The 17,891-nt window shown below is 71.0% G+C and carries 14 protein-coding genes; 8 read left to right on the top strand and 6 right to left on the bottom strand.

All coding sequences use genetic code 11. The features are described 5' to 3' along the window. The first annotated feature begins 138 nt into the window (after window positions 1-138). From VGJ96_02650 to VGJ96_02680, 7 genes are all read left to right on the top strand, one after another. Window positions 139-1,617: an SPOR domain-containing protein gene (locus VGJ96_02650; protein HEY3285999.1), complete on the top strand. Its 1,479-nt coding sequence runs from the start codon at window positions 139-141 to the stop codon at window positions 1,615-1,617. After that, window positions 1,614-2,945: a hypothetical protein gene (locus VGJ96_02655; GenBank protein HEY3286000.1), complete on the top strand. Its 1,332-nt coding sequence runs from the start codon at window positions 1,614-1,616 to the stop codon at window positions 2,943-2,945. Before VGJ96_02650 ends, VGJ96_02655 begins: the two co-directional genes overlap by 4 nt. Further along, a complete protein-coding gene (gene smc, locus VGJ96_02660) occupies window positions 2,946-6,455 on the top strand; it encodes a chromosome segregation protein SMC (GenBank protein ID HEY3286001.1) in 3,510 nt (1,169 codons plus the stop codon). Continuing rightward, a complete protein-coding gene (locus tag VGJ96_02665) occupies window positions 6,452-7,546 on the top strand; it encodes a hypothetical protein (GenBank protein ID HEY3286002.1) in 1,095 nt (364 codons plus the stop codon). Before smc ends, VGJ96_02665 begins: the two co-directional genes overlap by 4 nt. Window positions 7,547-7,763: 217 nt before the next feature. Continuing rightward, window positions 7,764-8,798, top strand: coding sequence for a 3-deoxy-7-phosphoheptulonate synthase (gene aroF, locus VGJ96_02670; GenBank protein HEY3286003.1), 1,035 nt, complete (start codon window positions 7,764-7,766; stop codon window positions 8,796-8,798). Next, window positions 8,798-9,556 (top strand): outer membrane lipoprotein carrier protein LolA, encoded by a 759-nt coding sequence (locus VGJ96_02675; GenBank protein ID HEY3286004.1) that lies wholly within the window; start codon window positions 8,798-8,800, stop codon window positions 9,554-9,556. The genes aroF and VGJ96_02675 overlap by 1 nt, the downstream gene beginning before the upstream one ends. Window positions 9,557-9,654: 98 nt before the next feature. Further along, window positions 9,655-11,811, top strand: coding sequence for a penicillin acylase family protein (locus tag VGJ96_02680; GenBank protein ID HEY3286005.1), 2,157 nt, complete (start codon window positions 9,655-9,657; stop codon window positions 11,809-11,811). A 148-nt stretch (window positions 11,812-11,959) separates the two neighbouring features. Here the strand turns inward: VGJ96_02680 and VGJ96_02685 are convergent, their stop codons facing one another. From VGJ96_02685 to rpmE, 6 genes are all read right to left on the bottom strand, one after another. Continuing rightward, window positions 11,960-13,543, bottom strand: a complete 1,584-nt coding sequence (locus tag VGJ96_02685) for a S41 family peptidase (GenBank protein ID HEY3286006.1) — start codon at window positions 13,541-13,543, stop codon at window positions 11,960-11,962. Between the two features lie 42 nt (window positions 13,544-13,585). Next, window positions 13,586-14,236 carry a dTMP kinase gene (tmk, locus tag VGJ96_02690; protein ID HEY3286007.1) on the bottom strand — a complete coding sequence of 217 codons (651 nt, stop codon included), beginning with the start codon at window positions 14,234-14,236 and terminating at the stop codon, window positions 13,586-13,588. 5 nt (window positions 14,237-14,241) lie between these two features. After that, a complete protein-coding gene (locus VGJ96_02695) occupies window positions 14,242-14,595 on the bottom strand; it encodes a YlbF family regulator (GenBank protein ID HEY3286008.1) in 354 nt (117 codons plus the stop codon). Further along, a complete protein-coding gene (gene prmC / locus VGJ96_02700) occupies window positions 14,595-15,518 on the bottom strand; it encodes a peptide chain release factor N(5)-glutamine methyltransferase (GenBank protein HEY3286009.1) in 924 nt (307 codons plus the stop codon). The genes VGJ96_02695 and prmC overlap by 1 nt, the downstream gene beginning before the upstream one ends. Before the next feature lie 189 nt (window positions 15,519-15,707). After that, entirely contained in the window at window positions 15,708-16,784 is a 1,077-nt protein-coding gene (gene prfA, locus VGJ96_02705; GenBank protein ID HEY3286010.1) for a peptide chain release factor 1, read from the bottom strand. After that, window positions 16,781-16,990: a 50S ribosomal protein L31 gene (gene rpmE, locus VGJ96_02710; protein ID HEY3286011.1), complete on the bottom strand. Its 210-nt coding sequence runs from the start codon at window positions 16,988-16,990 to the stop codon at window positions 16,781-16,783. Before rpmE ends, prfA begins: the two co-directional genes overlap by 4 nt. Window positions 16,991-17,151: 161 nt before the next feature. Here rpmE and VGJ96_02715 point away from each other — a divergent pair, with 161 nt between their 5' ends. Continuing rightward, window positions 17,152-17,829, top strand: coding sequence for a Crp/Fnr family transcriptional regulator (locus VGJ96_02715; protein HEY3286012.1), 678 nt, complete (start codon window positions 17,152-17,154; stop codon window positions 17,827-17,829). The last annotated feature ends 62 nt before the right edge of the window (window positions 17,830-17,891 follow it).

A 17,891-nucleotide genomic window follows, 5' to 3' on the forward strand; every position in this document is an offset into this window, starting at 1 on the left:
CGGGCGATTGGGCGCTGCGGTGGCTGACGCGGCGCCCAATCGCGTGTCGGGATCTTCAGTCGCACTCCCTTGTCCAGTTCCGAATTCAAGATCTTCCATCGCCTTTCATCCCACTCGCCCGACGTCCAAATTGGAATGATGCGCCGCGCCGCCCTTCTCCTCTCTGCCCTGCTGGCGGCCGCCTGCGGCCGCGTGCCGGATGCGGGCGTGGCCGGCGGGGCCGCCGCGACGGCCGCAGGTCCCGACGCGGTGCTCCTGCGCTTCGCGCGCGGCGGCGGCGTGGCCCGTGCCTACCGCTGGTGGAGCGACAGCACGGTCTGGTCATCGTCGCAGCGGGCCCCGGCCGTGGCCGAGGCGCTCGCCTTCGACGCGCAGCAGGGCGTGCTCGTGGTCCTCGATGCCGCGCGCATGCCGGTGCGCGTGGAGCTGCGACTCGGCCGCGTCACGCCATCCACGACGGAGCGACTGCGCGGCATCAGCTCGGCGGACGGCTACTCGGTCTTCGGTATCGCGCCCACCGGCGAGGTCGTGCGGCTCACGAGCAGCGGCGCCTGGCGTTTCCGCCCGCCGGTCGCCGCGCGAACCCTGGTCCCCCTGCCCGACGGCGCGCTGCTCATCCTCAGCGACGCCGCCGACGGACGGGTCACCGTCCGCAAGCTGCATCCGCCGGAGACGCGGATTGCCGACAGCGCCACCGCCGTGGGCGCCGACCTGGTGATTCCGACCGTCGTGGGCGACCGGATCTACTTCGCCAGCAGTGACCGACTCGAGGGACTCCGCACGCGCGACCTCGAACGCTCGCTCGCCATCACTTTCAGTGATCCGGTGCGGGCCGTGGCCCCGACGCCGAGCGGCGACCGGCTGTACGTCGCGGTGAAGGGCGGCACCACACTGTACGTGGTGGACCGGTACGAGTCGGCGGTGAGTGACAAGATTACCCTGCCGGGGCCGGTGGACGCCCTGCGCATGGATCCCGACGGCCAGTACCTGCTCGCCCACAGCGAGCGCGGCGACTCGGCCTATGTGGTCGCCATCGGCACACATCGCGTGATCGGCGGCGTCGCGACCGCGTGGCGCGGTGACCTCCCGTTCGTCGCTCCCGACGGATCCCTGGCCCTCGCCGTCGACGGCGCGCTCGTCATCGTGGACGCCGAGACCCGGCGCGAACATGGCCGCGTGGCGAACGGTGCGGCGGACGTCTGGACCCTCGTCCGGTGGAATGGCTTCCGTCCGCGCTCCTCCACGCTCGACGAGCCAGTGACCTTTGCCGAGGCGATGGGCGATACCCTCGGCGTCGACTCGCTCACGCCGGTCGTCGAGCCGCTCCCCGAACCTGGCGCGGCCGCGCCAAGCCCCGTGCCGCCGCCCGCGGCGCGCGCCGAGATGCGCGGGCATGGCTGGATGCTCAGCTTCGCGGCCGTGCTCTCCGAGAGTCGCGCCCGCGCGATGGCGGCGGCGGTGCGCGTGGACGGGGCGACGGCCCGCGTGCAGTCGAGTGAACGCGAGGGCACGATGGTGTATCGCGTCGTCGCGGGCCCATTCGCCACGCGCGAGGCGGCCGACGAAGCCGGACGGCGCAGCGGCCTCCCCTATTGGGTGTTCGAGGCGTCGCCGTGATCGGCCGCCGGCGTGAGCCAGCGCCGGGCCCCGATGCGTGGGAAGACGAAGGGCGGCGGCTCGCGCCGCAACTCGCTGGACTTTCGGTGGCCGTGGTGCTGGGCACCGACGCTAGCGCTGCCGCGCGCGTCGCCATCGGCGCGGCGCGCGCCACGGCGCGCGAGCGCCACGTCGCCGTGGCCGATCTCACGGGCGCGACCGCCGCGCTCGGCGTCATCGCGCCCGGCGCGACGGGTCCGGGCATCACCGAAAGCTTCGTGCACGGCATCTCGCTGAACGACGTGGCGCGCCCCGCGGCCGACCAGACGCCGTCGCTGTTCATCCTGCCGCGCGGCGCGGAGCCGCTGACCGCCGAACTGGTGCGGAGCGAGCGCTGGGGACGACTGGCCGCGGGATTCGCCGAGGCGGGCGCGTTGCTTCTCATCCTCGCCCCGTCCGACGTCCCCGGCCTCGAAACGCTCGTGCCGCGGACGGACGGTGTCATTGCCGTCGGCACGGCCGACGTGCCAATGGCCTGGCGTGTCATCGCGCAGGTGGGCGACCAGCGAAGCACCCCTGCGGAGCCAGCCATCGCACCAGCGCCGCGCGCGCCCTCACGGCGTCGGGCCGCGATCGTGATCGTGACGGTGCTGGCGCTCGCCGCGGGAGGGCTTGCCCTCTGGCAGCGTGGCTGGACGGGGATGGGGCTACCCGCGTCGGTCGCCCGCACGACGCCGGCATCCGCGGGACGCGCCGCCGGGCAGGCGGTGGGTACCCGTGCGCTAACGGTGGGACCCGGTGCGCCGGCTCCGACTTTGCCGGCCGACACAGTGCCGGTCGCCGAGCCTGTCAATCCCTCGGACAGCGCGATTGCCGCGCAATTCGCCGTGGAAATTGTGGCGACAAACACTGCCGCGGGTGCAAATTTGTGGCTTCGCGAGCGCGGCGCTCGCCTCCCGGGCGGCACGGTGTCTCCCGTCGTGATGGGCGCCGCACGCGTGCGTTGGCACAAGGTGCTGGCGGGCGCGTGGCGCGATCGATTCGGTGCGGACTCCATGCTCGCCGCCCTGCGCCGTGATGGCGTGCTGGGCGCGGGTGCGGGCCTGGTGGTGCGGGTGCCGATGGCGTTGTTGCTGGAAGCGGAGATGCCGCGCGCGGACGCGGCGGCGCGCGTGGCCGCGCTCGCCGCCCGCGGTGTGGAGGGTTACGCGTTGCTGCAGGACGATGGAAGCGTGCGCCTGTACGCAGGCGCGTTTGAAACGGCCGCTGCGGCGGTGCCCCTCGACGCGGAGCTTCGCGCCGCCGGGCTCCACCCGCAGCTGGCGTACCGAACCGGGAGAACGTTCTAAGTGCGATTGACCAGACTCGAGCTGCACGGCTTCAAGTCGTTCGCGGACCCCACGGACCTGTCGTTCAATCCGGGGGTCACCGCGATCGTCGGCCCCAACGGCTGCGGCAAGTCCAACGTCTCGGACGCCGTGCGCTGGGTGCTCGGCGAGCAGCGCGCGCGGCTGCTGCGCGGCGCCAAGATGGAGGAAGTCATCTTCCAGGGGTCGTCGGCGCGCAAGCCGGTCAACATCGCCGAGGTCTCGCTGCACTTCTCCAACGAGGAGGGCGTGCTCCCCATCGCGTACCGCGAAGTGGTGATCACGCGCCGGCTCTCGCGCTCGGGAGAGAGCGAGTACCTGCTCAACCGCACGCCGTGCCGCCTGCGCGACATCCACGACCTGCTGCGCGGCACGGGGCTCGCCGCCGACGTGGGGGTGGTGATCGAGAGCAAGATGATCGACGCGCTGCTCAGCGATCGTCCCGATGACCGGCGTGAATTGTTCGAGGAAGCCGCGGGCGTGGGGCTGTATCGCGATCGCCGCCGCTCCACCGAGCGCCGCCTCGAGGAGACGTCGGCCGACCTGGCGCGCCTGGACGACCTCATCAACGAGGTCGGCAGCCAGGTGCGTTCGCTCGCGCGCCAGCGGAAGAAGGCGGAGCGCCACACCGAGGTGATGAAGCGCCGCCGGTCGGTGGAGCTCACGCTCGCCGAGCGGGAGATGGCGTCGTGGATGGACGAGCTGTCGCGACTCGACGGCGAACTCGCGGCGCTGCGCGAACGCGTCCCCGAGGGCGAGCAGCGCGTGCGCACCGCCGAGCTGTCGCGCGATGCGGCGCACGCGGCGCGCGCGGCGGCCGATACGTCGCGGCAGGAACGCACGCGCGTCGCCACGCAGCTGCGCGAGTCGCAGCAGCTGCTGCAGCGCGAGGTGGCCGTGGCCGAGGAGCGCCACCAGAACGCCCTGGCGCGCCGCGAGCGCGCCGAGCAGGAGCGCAGCGAGGGGGCCGCGTTCGGCGACCGCCTGCGCAATGAGTGGGATGCCGCCCGCGCCGAGGAGGCGCAGTGCGAAGCCGCGGTGCGCGAGGCGGCCGAGTCGCTGCAGCGCGCCGTCGCGGCCGAGGAAGAGACGCGCGGTGGCGTGGCGGCGGCGCGTGATGCGCTGGGGCTCGCCGATGCCGCCGTGCGTGAGGCGCGCGATCGCATCCATCGCATCCAGCTCGAGCGCGAAGGCGCCGAGCGTGAGGCCGGCGAAGTCGCCCAGCGCAATGTGATCCTGGCCGGCGAACGCGAGCGGCTCGCCGAGCAGCTGCAGCTGGCCGAGCGCGAATTTGCCGTGGCCGCCGAGGCGCTCGCCGTCGCGCAAGGCGCCGCCGGGCAGGCCACGGGCTCGCTCGACGAGGCGCGGGCGCTCGCCCGCCGACTCGGCGAGCAGGAAGCCGCGGCGCGTGCCGACCTTCGCCGCGTGGAAGAGGAACACACCGGTCTCCAGGGCAAGCTGAGCGCCCTCGAAGGACTCGAACGCGAGCGCGTCGGCCTCGCTCCCGCGGCCGCGCGCCTGCTGCGCGAGCGCGAGCAGTTCGGCGAGGGGGCGGTGCTGGGACCGCTCTCCGACTTCATCGGCGCCGACGCCGCGGCCGCGGCGCTCGTGGAGCGCTTCCTGGGCGCCACGGTGCACGCGGTGGTCGTCCGCGACCGCGCGGTCGCCGATGCCGTGCGCCACTGGCACGCGCGCACCACGCCGGGAGCGCTGCTGCTCCTTCCGCTCGACGCGCTCACCGTCGCCGACGAAGGGTCGGATGGCGAGGAGCTCGCGGGACGCGTGCAGGCCGAAGGACCGGTGCGCGCCTGGGTGCGCGCGCTGCTCGGCAGGGTGCGCAGCATGGACGAGGGAACCGCCTTCGTGGATGCGCGCGGCGCCGTCTGGCTGCCGGGTACCGGCACCGGGGCGGGTCCGCTGCGCCGCAAGGCCGAGCTGTTCCAGCTGCGTGCCGACCTGCAGACCATCGGCGCCCGCCGCGAGGCGGCGCTGTCCGCCCTGCAGCGGGTGCACGCCGACGTCGTGGCCGCGGAGGGCGCGGCGGCCGCCGCGGCGCACGCCGACAGTCTCGCGCAGCAGGAGGCCCAGCGCGCTTCATCGGTTGCGGCTGAGCGGGAACGCACCGTGCAGCGGTTGGAGCGCGATGTCGCCGAGGCCGAGGCGCTGGCCCAGCGGCTCGCGGCGCGCCAGGCCGAGCTGTCGGCTCGCGCGGCCGAAGGGGCGGCGCGCATCGAGCAGGAGAACGAGGCGCTCGCGTTCGCCGAGCAGCGCGCGATCGAGGCGCGCGAAGCGCTTGGCGTCGCCGAGGCGCGCCAGGATGCGGCGCGCGAGGCGCGCTCCACCGCGCAGGTGACACACGCGCAGGCCGAGGCGCGCCGGCAGGTGGCCACCGAGCGCGAGGAACGTCTGGCCTTCGAGCAGGCCGGCGCGGCCGCGCGGCTCGAGGCGCTCACGCAGGAACTCGCGGCCATCGACGCCGCCGATGATGAACTGGCCCGCCAGATGACCGCCTGGCGCGACGACCTCGCGGGGCGCACGCAGTCGCTCGCATCGGCCGAACAGGCGCTCGAGGATGCCGAGGCGAACGTGCGCGCGGCGGACGCGGCGCTCGGGGCCGCCGAGCACGAGCTCGACGCCGCGCGGCGCGACGGCACGCTCGCGGCGGAGACGCTGCACCAGGCGGAGCTGCGCCACACGGAGCTCGGCGGCAAGCGGGCGGCGATTCGCGAACGCCTCGAGGCGGAGTGGCGCAAGCCGCTGGAGGAATTGCTCGCCGACTACGTGGCGCTGGACGTCGAGGACGACGCGCTGCGCGCCGAAGCCGAGCAGCTGCGCGCGCAGCTCGAGGCGCTTGGCCCGGTGAACGAGCTCGCCATCGAGGAGCACGACGAGACCGTCAAGCGCCTCGAGTTCCTGACGACGCAGCGGGCCGACCTGTCGGATGCGCAGAAGGCGCTGCGCGAGGCCATTCGCGAGATCGACACGACGGCGCGCGAGATGTTCCTCAAGACGTTCGCCGAGGTGCGCGAGCACTTCCATCGCATTTTCATGACGCTGTTCGGCGGCGGCGAGTGCGACCTGCGGCTCGAGAACCCGGAGATGCCGCTCGACTGCGACATCGAGATTCACGCGTCGCCGCGCGGCAAGCGCACGCAGCGCATTCACCTGCTCTCGAGCGGCGAGCGCGCGTTGGTGGCGCTGTCGCTGCTCTTCGGCATCTTCCTGACCAAGCCCAGCCCGTTCTGCCTGCTCGACGAAGTGGACGCGCCGCTCGACGACCAGAATGTCGGCCGCTTCGTGAAGATGCTGAACGAGTTCAAGGTGAACACGCAGTTCATCGTCATCACGCACAACCCGCGCACCACCACCGAGGCCGCCGACGCCGTGTACGGCGTCACCATGCAGGAGCCGGGCGTGTCGTCGCTGGTGAGCGTGCGCATGTCGGGACAGCCGGTGGACGAGGGCGCGCCGGAGGAAACCCCGGTCTCGTGACCCGCGCCGCAGGAGGGCAACCGCCGGCGGCGCCGGCGCGGAGAGCGACGCTCGGCGGAAGCCGCTGGCGTGCCGCGGCGGCCGTCGCCGTGGGCGTCCTCTGGGCGGTGCCCGCCGTCGCCCAGCGAACCGTCACCGTTATCGGCCCGACGCAGAACCCGCTTCGCGAGGGCATACCGGCGTTCACGATCGTGGGCTCGGGCTTCACCGCCGCGGACATGCCGCTCCGGTTTACGTTGCAGGTGGGAACCAACCCGTCGTTCGCGTCTGGCATGCTCACCGACACCACGGTGTCGAGCGCCGGGACGAGCCGAACCATCGCGCCGCGACGGCTGTTGCCGGAAAAGAGTTCCGTGTACTGGCGCGGCGTCGTAACCACCACCTCTGGGCTTCAGGTAAACTCCGCGATCACCGGTCCCATCCTCACCGCCCCGTGGCTGACGCTCGTCGCGCCGAACAATCCGAACGGCGCGGTGGTCTACTCCAACCGGCCGCCATTCACCTGGTCGTCGGCGCGCATTGACGCCTCCGCGGGACGCTGGCAGTACGAGATTCGCATCACCGCTTCGAACGGCCAGACGGTGCTGGTCGGCCGCCTCGACGACACCGTGTATGTCCCGGTGCGCGATCTCGAGGGCAACACGTCGTATCGCTGGTCGGTGCTCGCCTGGACGGCGGCGGGCGACTCGACGCACGTGGCCAGCATCGCATCCTTTGTGGTGCTCGATCCTTCCGTGCCGTTCGCGACCATCCTGTTCCAGAACTTTCCGAATCCGTTTCCGAACGCGCGCATGAACGCCACCTGCATCTGGTTCGACCTGCGCATGGCGTCGCGCGTGGAGCTGCAGGTCTTCGACCTGCGCGGCAATCAGGTGCGGTCCCTGATTCCCGGCTCCGCCTTCAGCTCCGCCAGCCTGCCGGCCGGCCGCTATGGTCGCGCGAGTGAGGGGAGCAACGCCGGCTGCGACCCGCGGCTCTCTTGGGACGGCACGGATGAGTATGGACACACCGTCCCCACCGGCGTCTACCTGATTCGCCTGCGGGCGGATGGCGTCGAGACATTCCGGAAGGCGTTGTTCAAGGGCAGGTAACGGCGCGGAACGAGGAGGAGGTAGAGGCTCAGCGAGGGGGGACGAGAGGTGGAACGAGGAGGGAGTTCATCGGTGCGCCCGGGAACTCCCTCCTCGTTCCGTATCTCCACCCCCGTCCCTTCGCCTCCATCCCCTCCTCGTTCCGCGCTGTTCCCATCAACTGACTATATTTCAAGTCTGTAGCCAAAACGGCTCGATACCCGCAGCGGAGCACGGAATGCTCGTCGTCATGCAGGCCACCGCGACATCGGCAGACATTGAACGCGTCTGCACCGCCATCGTCGAGATGGGCTTCCAGCCCCTCCCGATGCCGGGCGCGCAGCGCACGACCGTCGGCCTGGTGGGCAACGATCGGCGCGTCGACGGTTCGCACATCGAGGCGCTGCCGGGCGTCGCGGAGATCATCTACGTCTCGAGCCCGTTCAAGCAGGTCTCGCGCGAGTGGCGCAGCGAGAACACGCTGGTGGCCATCGCGCCCGGGGTGACCTTCGGCGGCACCGAGGTCCCGGTCATCGCCGGCCCCTGCTCGGTGGAGAGCGAGAAGCAGATCCTGCAGGCGGCCACGCTGGTGCGCGCGGCGGGCGCCGTGGCGCTGCGCGGCGGCGCCTTCAAGCCGCGGTCGTCGCCGTACTCGTTCCAGGGGCTGGGCAAGAAGGGGCTCAAGCTGCTCCAGCGCGCCAAGGAGGAGACGGGGCTGGCCATCGTCACCGAGGCCATGGACGACGAAGGGGCCCGGCACGTCGCGGAGTACTCCGACTGCATCCAGATCGGTGCGCGCAACATGCAGAACTACTCCCTGCTCAAGACGGTCGGCAAGCTGCGCAAGCCGGTGATGCTCAAGCGCGGCATGGCCGCCACCGTGCAGGAGCTGCTGCTCAGCGCCGAGTACATCCTGGCCGAGGGCAATGACCAGGTCATCCTGTGCGAGCGCGGCGTGCGTACGTGGGACCCGTCGTCGCGCAACATGTTCGACCTGAACGCGATTCCGGCGGTGCAGAAGCTGTCGCACCTGCCGATGATCGCCGACCCGAGCCACGGCACCGGCGTGCGCGACCGCGTGGGACCGATGGCGCGCGCCGCCTTGGCCGCGGGCGCGGACGGGTTGCTCATCGAGGTGCATCCCGACCCGAACCGGGCGTTGAGTGACGGCGCCCAGTCGTTGTTCCCGCAGCAGTTCAGCGACCTGATGGACGAGCTCAGGACGATTGCCGCGGCGATCGGCCGGCAGATCGCCGCCATGCCGCCGCGGTAATGCGGCACGTCGCCGAACAGGACGTGAGGGCGCGTCGCGTGCGGCGCGCCCTCGGTGCGTGCCGCGTCCTCGCGGCGGTCGCCATCCTGCTGACGGCCAGCGCATCGCGCGCCGCGGCGCAGTCCCGCAGCGACACCGCCGCCGCGATGACGCTCTATCGCGAGGCCGTCGCCAGGTTTGCCGGCGCGAAGACCATGCGCGCCGGCTTCGAGCAGACGCTGGTCAGCCCGGTCATCAAGACGCCGCGCCTCTCGCGCGGTGAACTGATGCAGCGTCCACCCGATCGCTTCGCCTTTCGCTTCACCGACCCCGCCGGTGACGTGGTCGTCTCCGATGGCGCGGCGCTTTGGGTCTACCTGCCCAGCACCGCCAAGGGACAGGTGCTCAAGCTGCCGCGCGAAGTGGGCGGCGCCTTCGACGTCGTCGCGCGCCTGCTGGCGAATCCGGGCGATCGCATGCAGGTGCGCGTCGTCCCGGAGCGCGACCGGGTGGGCGGCGACGTCGTGACCGCGTTCGTGCTCACCCCGCGCGCGGACGGCGCGCCATTCCAGAGCGCCAGGGTCTGGATCGGCGCCGACCGGCTCCTGCGCCAGATCGAGATCGAGGAGCCGGGCGGTCTCCGCCGGCGCATGCGCTTCACCGACATGCGACTGGGCGTCGCGCTGCCGAAGCGCGCGTTTGTCTTCGACGTGCCGGACGGCGTGCGCGTCATCGATCAGGCGGCGCTGATGGGACCGGGCGCCCCGCGCCGCCCCTGATTCAGCGACCAGCGCGGGGCAGTCGTAGAATTGAAGACGGCACCGCGGGCACGCTCGCCGCGCACGCTGCCGTTTCGCTTCCATCGACTGAGGTCCGCATGCGCTTTCGCACCGCCCTCGCCACCGTCGCCCTCCCTGTGCTCGCCGCGAGCGCCCACGCACAGTCCAGCGCGCCCGAACTCTGGCGCCAGGTTGAGATCATCCGCACCACCACGGGCGTCCCGCACGTCCGCGCCGAGAACCTGAAGGCCGCCGGCTACGCGCTCGGCTGGCTGATGCTCGAGGATTACGGCCCGCGCACCGCGCTCGGCGTGCTGCGCTCTTCGGGGCGCATGGGGCTCGTCTTCGGCCGCGACAGCATGGAGACCGACTTCCTCGAGCGCATCACCCGCGCGCGCGCCGTGGAGAGCTACGTGAAGCTCGAGCCGGCCACGCGCGAGGTGTACGAAGGCTTCGCCGCCGGGCTCAACCGGTACATCGCGCTGCACCCGGCGGAGTATCCCGCGGCCTTCCCGACCGACTTCACCGGCTACGACATTCTCGCCGGCGACATGGGCGGCCCCGCCTACGGCTCGGTGCGCCGCTTCCTTTCGAAGCTCGACCCGGCGCAGTTCCCGCCCGAGCGCGGCCGTTTCGGCGCGTCGCCGAGCGAGGGCGATGCCGAGTCCGAATGGACGCGCGACAACGTGGGCTCCAATGCGTGGGCGTTCGCGCCCAGCCGCACCAAGAGCGGCAAGGCAATCCTCCTGCGCAATCCGCACCTCGTCTGGACCTCCGGTTACTACGAGGCGCACGTCACCGTTCCCGGTGTGCTCGACTTCTACGGCGATTTTCGCATCGGCGGGCCGCTCACCCTCATCGGCGGCTTCAACGCGCACCTTGGCTGGGCCACCACCAACAACAACCAGCGGCTCCAGGAGTTCTACGCCCTCGACGCCGACCCGGCGAACGCCGACCACTATCTCATCGACGGCACGTCGGTCCCGCTGCGCCGGGAGCTCGTCACCGTGCTCTACCGCAACGGCGCCGGCCTCTCGTCGGAGACGCGGGAGTTCTGGTTCACGAACGCCGGCCCCGTGATCCACCGCGCGAACGGCAAGATCTACGTCCTCAAGACGGCCAACGACGGGGAGTATCGCAACGGCGAGCAGTTCCTGCGGCTCATGCGCGCCGCGTCGCTGGACGAGTGGAAGACGGCCATGCGGCTGCGCGCGCGCGGCACGTCGAACTACACGTATGCCGACCGCGCCGGCAACATCCTGATGGTGTGGAACGCGACGCTCCCCCTGCTTCCGCATCCGTCGGGCGGCGACACCGTGGCGACGCCGGTGTCGCGCACCAGCGACATGTGGACGCAGTACGTCCCGTGGGACTCGCTGCCGCAGTTCCTCAACCCCAAGGGCGGCTACACGCACCAGGAGAACAGCTCGCCGCATTTCACCAACATGCGCGAGCCGGTGGACACGACCAACAAGTATCCGGGCTTCGAGAAGCCGTCGCTCTCGCTGCGCAGCCAGCTCGGGTGGCAGATCGTGGGCGGCACCAACAAGGTGACGCTCGAGGACGTCGTGCGGATGAAGCACACGTACCGCATGCTGCTCGCGGACCGCGTGAAGCCCGACCTGATCACCGCGGTGAAGGCCACCAACCCGACCGGCGAGGTGGCGGCGGCGCTCGCGCTGATCGAGAAGTGGGACAACACCGCGGCGCCCGACTCGCGCGGCGCGATGCTCTTCGAGACGTGGTGGATGCGGTACGGCGCGGCCCTTCCCGACTCGCTGCGGTACACCAAGGCGTGGACGTCGGCCGACCCGACGCGCACCCCGTACGGCCTCTCGCAGCCCGCCAAGGCGGCCGAGGCCTTCGCGTGGGCGGTGACCGAGACCGCCCGCCGTCACGGATCGTATGACGTGGCGTGGGGCGAGGTGCATCGCGTGCGCCGCGGCCCGGTGGATGTCCCCGTCGGCGGCTGCGGCGGCGCGCTCGGCTGTTTCCGCGTGCTCAACTTCGCGCGCGATCCCGACGGCAAGCTGTCGGCCAATGGCGGCGACGGCTGGGTGCTCGCCGTGGAGTTCGGCGACACGCCGCGCGCCTATTCCGCGCTCGCCTACGGCAACAGTTCGCGCCCCGAGTCGCCGTGGTACTCCACGCAGGCCGAGCTCTTCGCGAAGGGTGACCTCAAGCCGGTCGCCTGGACGGCGGCGGATGTCGAGAAGGCGGCGGTGGTCAGGTACCGGCCGGGGGAACTGAAATAGAGGATTGGGAATCCGGAACGGGATCAACGATTCCGAATTCGGACAGTGATACGCGATTGGGCGCCATGGCAGCGAGCCGAGGCGCCCAATCGTAATTCGCAATCCTGATTCGCGATCCTTGATCCCGTTCCGGATTCCAAATCCTAGATCATTTTGGTGCCGTATCACCCGCCGGAATCTTCTCCAGCAGCTGCTTCGGCTCCGTCACCTTGCGCAGCAGTTCGGCGGCGCGCTGCACCACCTTGTCGTTCCGCGTGATCCGGCGGCCGGCGTAGGGCAGGCCGAACGCCTGCCGCGCGAGTTCGTTGCCCAGTTGACGGTCCACCAGCGCCGCGGCGTCATCGTACATCACGCGCGGCACCTCCACGCCCCGGCGGACCGCCAGGGCCCAGAGCGCGTCGCGCATCGCCGGCGTGACGGTGAACAGCGTGTCGCGCAGTGCGCCGCGCCGCACCTCCGTCGCCGCGAAGTCCTTCATGGCCTCGCGGAACCTGGGCGCCCCCGCCCCGAGCGCGACGACGAAGGCGCGTTCCCCGAGCGGCGGCACACTATCGCCCGCCTGCAGGTCCGGCGAGATGCCGCCGCCGCCGAAGACCTTGCGTCCCGCATCGGTCTTGAAGACCGGGCGCTCCGGCCGGTCGTTCACGACGCGCGGCGCGCCGTCGTCCGCGCGCACCGGACGGCTGATGCTGCGCCCCGACGGCGTGAACCAGCGCGCCGTGGTCAGCTTCAGCCCGCTGCCGCCCTCGAGCTCGAAGACATTCTGCGCGCTTCCCTTGCCGTACGAGGTGCGCCCGAGCACGAGCGCGCGGTCATGATCCTGCAGGGCGCCGGCCACGATCTCGGCCGCGCTCGCCGTGCCGCCGTTCACCACCACGGCAACCGGCAGCCGCGGCCAGCGCTGCTCCGCGCTGTCCACGAAGACCATCTGGCGCTTCTGTCCGCGCTGGCGCACCTCGACGATCTCCTGCCCCTTGTCGAGGAACAGGTCGGCGATGGCCACGCCCTGGTTCAGCAGGCCGCCCGGATTGCTGCGCAGGTCCAGTATCAGCGAGCGGGCGCCGGCGGCGCCCAGCGAATCGACCGTGCGGGTCAATTCCTGGCGCGCCGAATCGCTGAACGTCGAGAGCAGCACGTAACCCACGCCGCCGTCGAGCACGAAGGCGCGCGATATCGAGGGGACGTGAATCTCGCCGCGCTCCAGGTCGAACGGAATGCGCGCCGTCCCCCGCTCCACCACCAGGCGCAACCGCGTGCGCGGCGGGCCGCGCATCGCATTGCGCGCCTCTTCCATCGTCCATCCGCGCATCGACTGCCCTTCCACCTCGATCAGTCGGTCGCCCGCCTGCACCCCCGCATGCTCGGCGGGAGAGTTGGGCCGGACCGCGAGCACCACCACGTAGCCTTCGCGCCGGTCCGCCTGGATGCCGACGCCGCTGTACAACCCTGACGTCGCCTCGGTGAGGCGCTTCAGGCGGTCGGGCGGGAGATATGTGCTGTTGGGATCGCCCAGCTCGTCCACGAGGCCGATGGCGGCCATGCGCCAGAGTTCGTCCACCGCCAGGGAATCGACATAGCTGTCGCGCACGCGCTCCATCACCGCCGCGAGCAGGCGTGCGCCGCCGACCGTCGGACGCGCGGTGCGCCGCAGCGCGCGTTGCACCAGCCAGCCCCCGGCGATCGCGCCGGCGGCAAGGACCAGTAGGGTGATGATGAGGCGGTTGCGGCGCACGAAATTCCTACGCGGGCATCGGGGGGCGGGTTCCAGCCGGTTTCAACCCTGCACCTCGGGACACGCGGACGCAACCACCTGCCAGACCCGCTCCTCGACGGTGTCCATTTCGCCATCCGCGGAAACGGCGACGATCGGTCCGCACTCCGGATGCGCGGCCTGCCACGACGGATCGGCGAAACGCGCGAACGCCGACTCGACCCGGTCATGGAAGGCGCGCTCGGCCTGCTCCATGCGGTCGGCCGATCCGCGCTGTGCCGCGCGCGTGAGCCCGACGTCCGCCGCGAGCGTCAGCAGCACCGTGACATCCGGGACGAGGCCGCCCGTCGCGAACCGGTTGGCCTCACGCACCTCGTCCTCGGGGAGCCCGCGGCCCCCGACCTGATAGGCGTACGTGCTCAGGAAGAACCGGTCGAGCAGGACGATGTCGCCGCGCTCGAGCGCCGGACGCACCTGCTCGCCGACCAGCGCGGCGCGCGAGGCCATGAAGAGCAGCGCTTCGGTGCGCGGGGGGATCAGCGCGCCGGGGCGCAGCAGCAGCGCGCGGATCTCGTCGCCGACCGGCGTGCCGCCCGGCTCGCGCAGCGTGCGCACCTGCGCGCCGTGCCGGCCCAGGCGCAACGCCAGCCGCTCGAGCTGCGTCGTCTTGCCCGCGCCTTCACCTCCCTCGAACACCACCAGCCGACCGGGCACCGGACTCACCCGAGCGTGATGATGCCGCTGGTCGCGCCCTTCTTGATCCCGTCGAGGATCCACTGGTTCACCTGCATCATGATCTTGTCGAAGTTCTCCTGCGCGACAATCATGCGCTGGTACAGCGGATTCACCTGCACCTGGCCCAGCAGCTGCTCGAGCTCGCGCTCCATCTCGGCCGTCGGCTGTTCGCCGCCATCCATCATCGTCGCGGCCTCGCGCCGCAGCTCTTCCATCCGGCGCAGCAACGCCATGGCGTCGGCGTCCGCGCCCAGCGCGTCATTGGCCCGTCGCACGGCCTTGTACTCGTCACTCTGTCCGATCAGGCGGCCCAGGTCCACGGCGCGCTCACTCAGCATCACGTCTCCTTGCGTCGGGCCACGACGAACCGCTCGCGGCCGGTCAGGTCCTTGTGCACCACCACCTGCTCGTATGCCCCCGATTCCTGCACCAGCGCCGCCGCATCGTGCGCGCGCCGCGCGTCGACTTCGAGCGCGAGGACGCCGTGCGCGGCGATCACCGGGACCGCCCCGGTGACGATGGCGCGAACGGCCGCCATGCCATCCCGCTCCGCGAACAACGCGAACGACGGTTCCCAATTGCGCACGAGGTCGGGCAGCTCTCCCGCCTCCGCTGGCGCAATATACGGGGGGTTCGCCACCAGCGCGCCCAAGGTCTCCCCCGCCAGCGGCGCACACCAGCTCCCCGCGCGGAACTCCACGAGCGTCCGGCGCTCGGCGGGCACGGCTCGCAGGTTGTGCCGCGCCACCGTGAGGGCATCGGAGGAGATGTCGGTGGCGATGACCTTCTCGTACCGCCCCTCGGCGGCCAGGGAAAGCGCGATGGCGCCCGAGCCGGTGCCGACGTCCGCAATCAGCCCCGCGCCAGTCGTCGCCGCGAGCACCAGGTCCACCAGCAACTCCGTCTCGGGGCGCGGAATCAGGACCCGCTCGTCCACGTACAGCGTCAGCGTGCGAAAGTCGGCGCGACGCACCGCGTACTGGAACGGCATCCCGCGCCGCAGGCGCTCGGCGGCCTCGCTAAGCGCCACCAGGGCGGCCGGGGCCAGCGGTTCGTCACGATGCGCCGTGGGCCAGAACTTGGGCTGGCCCAGCACCGCGGCGATCAGGTCGCGCGCCTCTTGCCGCGCCGCGAGACCGCCTGTGCCGCCCAAGTCCTCGGCGAGCGCATCGAGCATCTCGCCGATGGTGCCGGCCCCGCCGGCCCCCGACGCCGCCGCCGTGATGTCCGCCGGCAGTTCGACGTCCCGCAGCGACCGCACGAAAGGTCCCGAATCCCGATTACCCGCGCCTGGTTCCACCGGATCCCTCATCTCCGCCTCATCCGCCATCCGCCATCGGCCATCGGCCATCGGCCATCCGCCATCTGCCTGCCTCGGCACCGGCACGACCGTCCCCCACTATCTACCCCACGCGTCAGAGCGCCGTCATCCGCGGCCGGGCCGCCGCCCTCACTCGCCGCCGCTCGCCAGACGCTCCTCGAGATCGGCCGTCTTCAGCGCCTCGGTCAGCGCGCCCAGCTTGCCGTCGAGCACGCCCTGCAGGTCGTGTGTCGTGAAGTTGATGCGATGGTCGGTGATGCGGCTCTGCGGAAAATTGTACGTGCGGATCTTCGCCGACCGGTCGCCGGTGCTGACCGCGCTCCGGCGCAGGCGGGCGCGCTCCGCCTCCTGTTCCGCGAGGCGCTGGTCGAGCAGTCGTGAGCGCAGCACTTCCATGGCCTTGGCCTTGTTCTGGATCTGCGAGCGCTGGTCCTGCTGCGTCACCACGATGCCGGTGGGGAGGTGCGTGATGCGCACGGCGGAGTCGGTCGTGTTGACCCCCTGCCCGCCCGGCCCCGACGCGCGATAGACGTCGATGCGGAGGTCCTTGTCCTCGATGGCGACGTCCACGTCCTCCGCCTCGGGGAGCACGGCGACCGTGGCGGCCGAGGTGTGGATGCGCCCCGCGGCTTCGGTGGCCGGCACGCGCTGCACGCGGTGCACGCCGGCCTCGCGCCGCAGTTCGCCGAAGGCGCCCGCGCCGGAGACCTTGAACACCGCCTCCTTGTAGCCGCCCAGGCTGCCGTCCGAGAGCGAGAGCGTCTCGAGCTTCCACCCGCCGTGGCGTTCGATGTAGCGCGTGTACATGCGATAGAGGTCGGCGGCGAACAGCGCCGCCTCGTCGCCCCCCGTGCCGGCGCGGATTTCGACGATCGCGTTGCGGTCGTCGAGCGGATCGGGCGGCACGAGGAGCGGCTTGATCTCCTCTTCGAGCCGCGGAATCTCGGCCTCGAGGCGCGCCTGCTCCGCCTGCGCCTCTTCCCGCATCTCGGGTTCATCCAACGCAACGAGCTCGCGCACCTGCGCGAGCTCGGCTTCCAGCTTGTTCAGGCGGTTGGCGCGCGCAACAAGCCCGGCCAACCGCTGATGTTCACGGCCCAGCTCTGCCAACCGCTTGGCGTCCCGCAATACGGCAGGATCGAGCAGGTCGCGTTCGACGTCGGCCGCGCGCCGGAGCGCGTCGGCGAGGCGGTCGCGCAGGCTCAGACGGCAGCCTTCCGCTTGAACTTCTGGTTGAAGCGCTCGACACGGCCCGCGGTGTCAATGAGCTTCTGCTTGCCCGTGTAGAACGGGTGACAGTTCGAGCAGATGTCGAGGTGGATCTCGTCGCGGACAGACCGGGTCTGGAACGTGTTACCACACGCACAGTGCACGGTCGTGGTCGCGTAGACGGGATGGATGTCGGCCTTCACGGAATACTCCAGGCGGGTGTTCTAGGGTAGCTGAGGAATATACCCTCGAGTGGGGGGTGGATTCAAGCGCCCAACTATAAGAGCGTTTGACGCCCGCCCCGGATAGAGCTAAGTTCGCCGCAGAAACAGAGTTCCACCGTTGCACTTCCGCCTCCCCCCCTGTGCCGACGATCGCCAACTTCCTGTCCACCGTTCCGCTGTTCAAGTCGCTCGACGCAACGGAGCGGCAGCGATTCGCCGAACTCGTCCGTGAGAAGAGCTACCCCAAGGGGAGCGTCATCCTGTTCGAGGACGACCCCGGGGACGCCCTCTTCGTCGTGCGTTCGGGGCGCGTGAAGGTCGTGCTGTTGGCCGAGGACGGCCGCGAGGTGATTTTGAGCCTGATGGGAGCGGGCGAGTACTTTGGCGAGTTGTCGCTCATCGACGGCCATCCGCGCTCGGCGCATGTGATCGCGATGGAGGAATCGTCCATCCTGGTCCTGCACCGCGACGACTTCCGCCGCCGCGTCGAAACGAGCCCCGGCGTGGCGTGGGCGCTGCTGCAGGAGCTGTCGCGGCGGCTGCGCCGCGCCGACGAGAAGATCGGGACGCTGGTGCTGCTCGACGTCCCCGGACGAATTGCCCGCATGCTGCTGGACGCCGCCGAGGAGGGCGGCAGCGACGTCATCGACAAGCCCCTCACGCACCAGACCATCGCCCATGTGATTGGCGCGAGCCGCGAGACGGTCTCGCGCGCCATGCGCGAGTTCCAGGACCTGAACTGGCTCACCACAGAGCGTCGTCGCATACGGCTGCTGGACAAGGCGGCGCTCCGGGGACGGGCCCAGCATCGAATGTGACGTGCATCACCGAGGGGCCGTGACCATCCACAGTGTCCGTGCCTACGTTTGCCCCCTAGCTT

The organism is Gemmatimonadaceae bacterium (assembly GCA_036504815.1).
GTDB lineage: Bacteria > Gemmatimonadota > Gemmatimonadetes > Gemmatimonadales > Gemmatimonadaceae > PNKL01.

What these genes read in the sequence shown, in the direction of transcription:
- VGJ96_02650 (HEY3285999.1), top strand. Translation starts at nt 139, where the DNA reads ATGCGCCGCGCCGCCCTTCTCCTCTCTGCCCTGCTGGCGGCCGCCTGC.
- aroF (HEY3286003.1), top strand. Translation starts at nt 7,764, where the DNA reads ATGCTCGTCGTCATGCAGGCCACCGCGACATCGGCAGACATTGAACGC.
- VGJ96_02675 (HEY3286004.1), top strand. Translation starts at nt 8,798, where the DNA reads ATGCGGCACGTCGCCGAACAGGACGTGAGGGCGCGTCGCGTGCGGCGC.
- VGJ96_02680 (HEY3286005.1), top strand. Translation starts at nt 9,655, where the DNA reads ATGCGCTTTCGCACCGCCCTCGCCACCGTCGCCCTCCCTGTGCTCGCC.
- VGJ96_02695 (HEY3286008.1), bottom strand. Translation starts at nt 14,595, where the DNA reads ATGCTGAGTGAGCGCGCCGTGGACCTGGGCCGCCTGATCGGACAGAGT.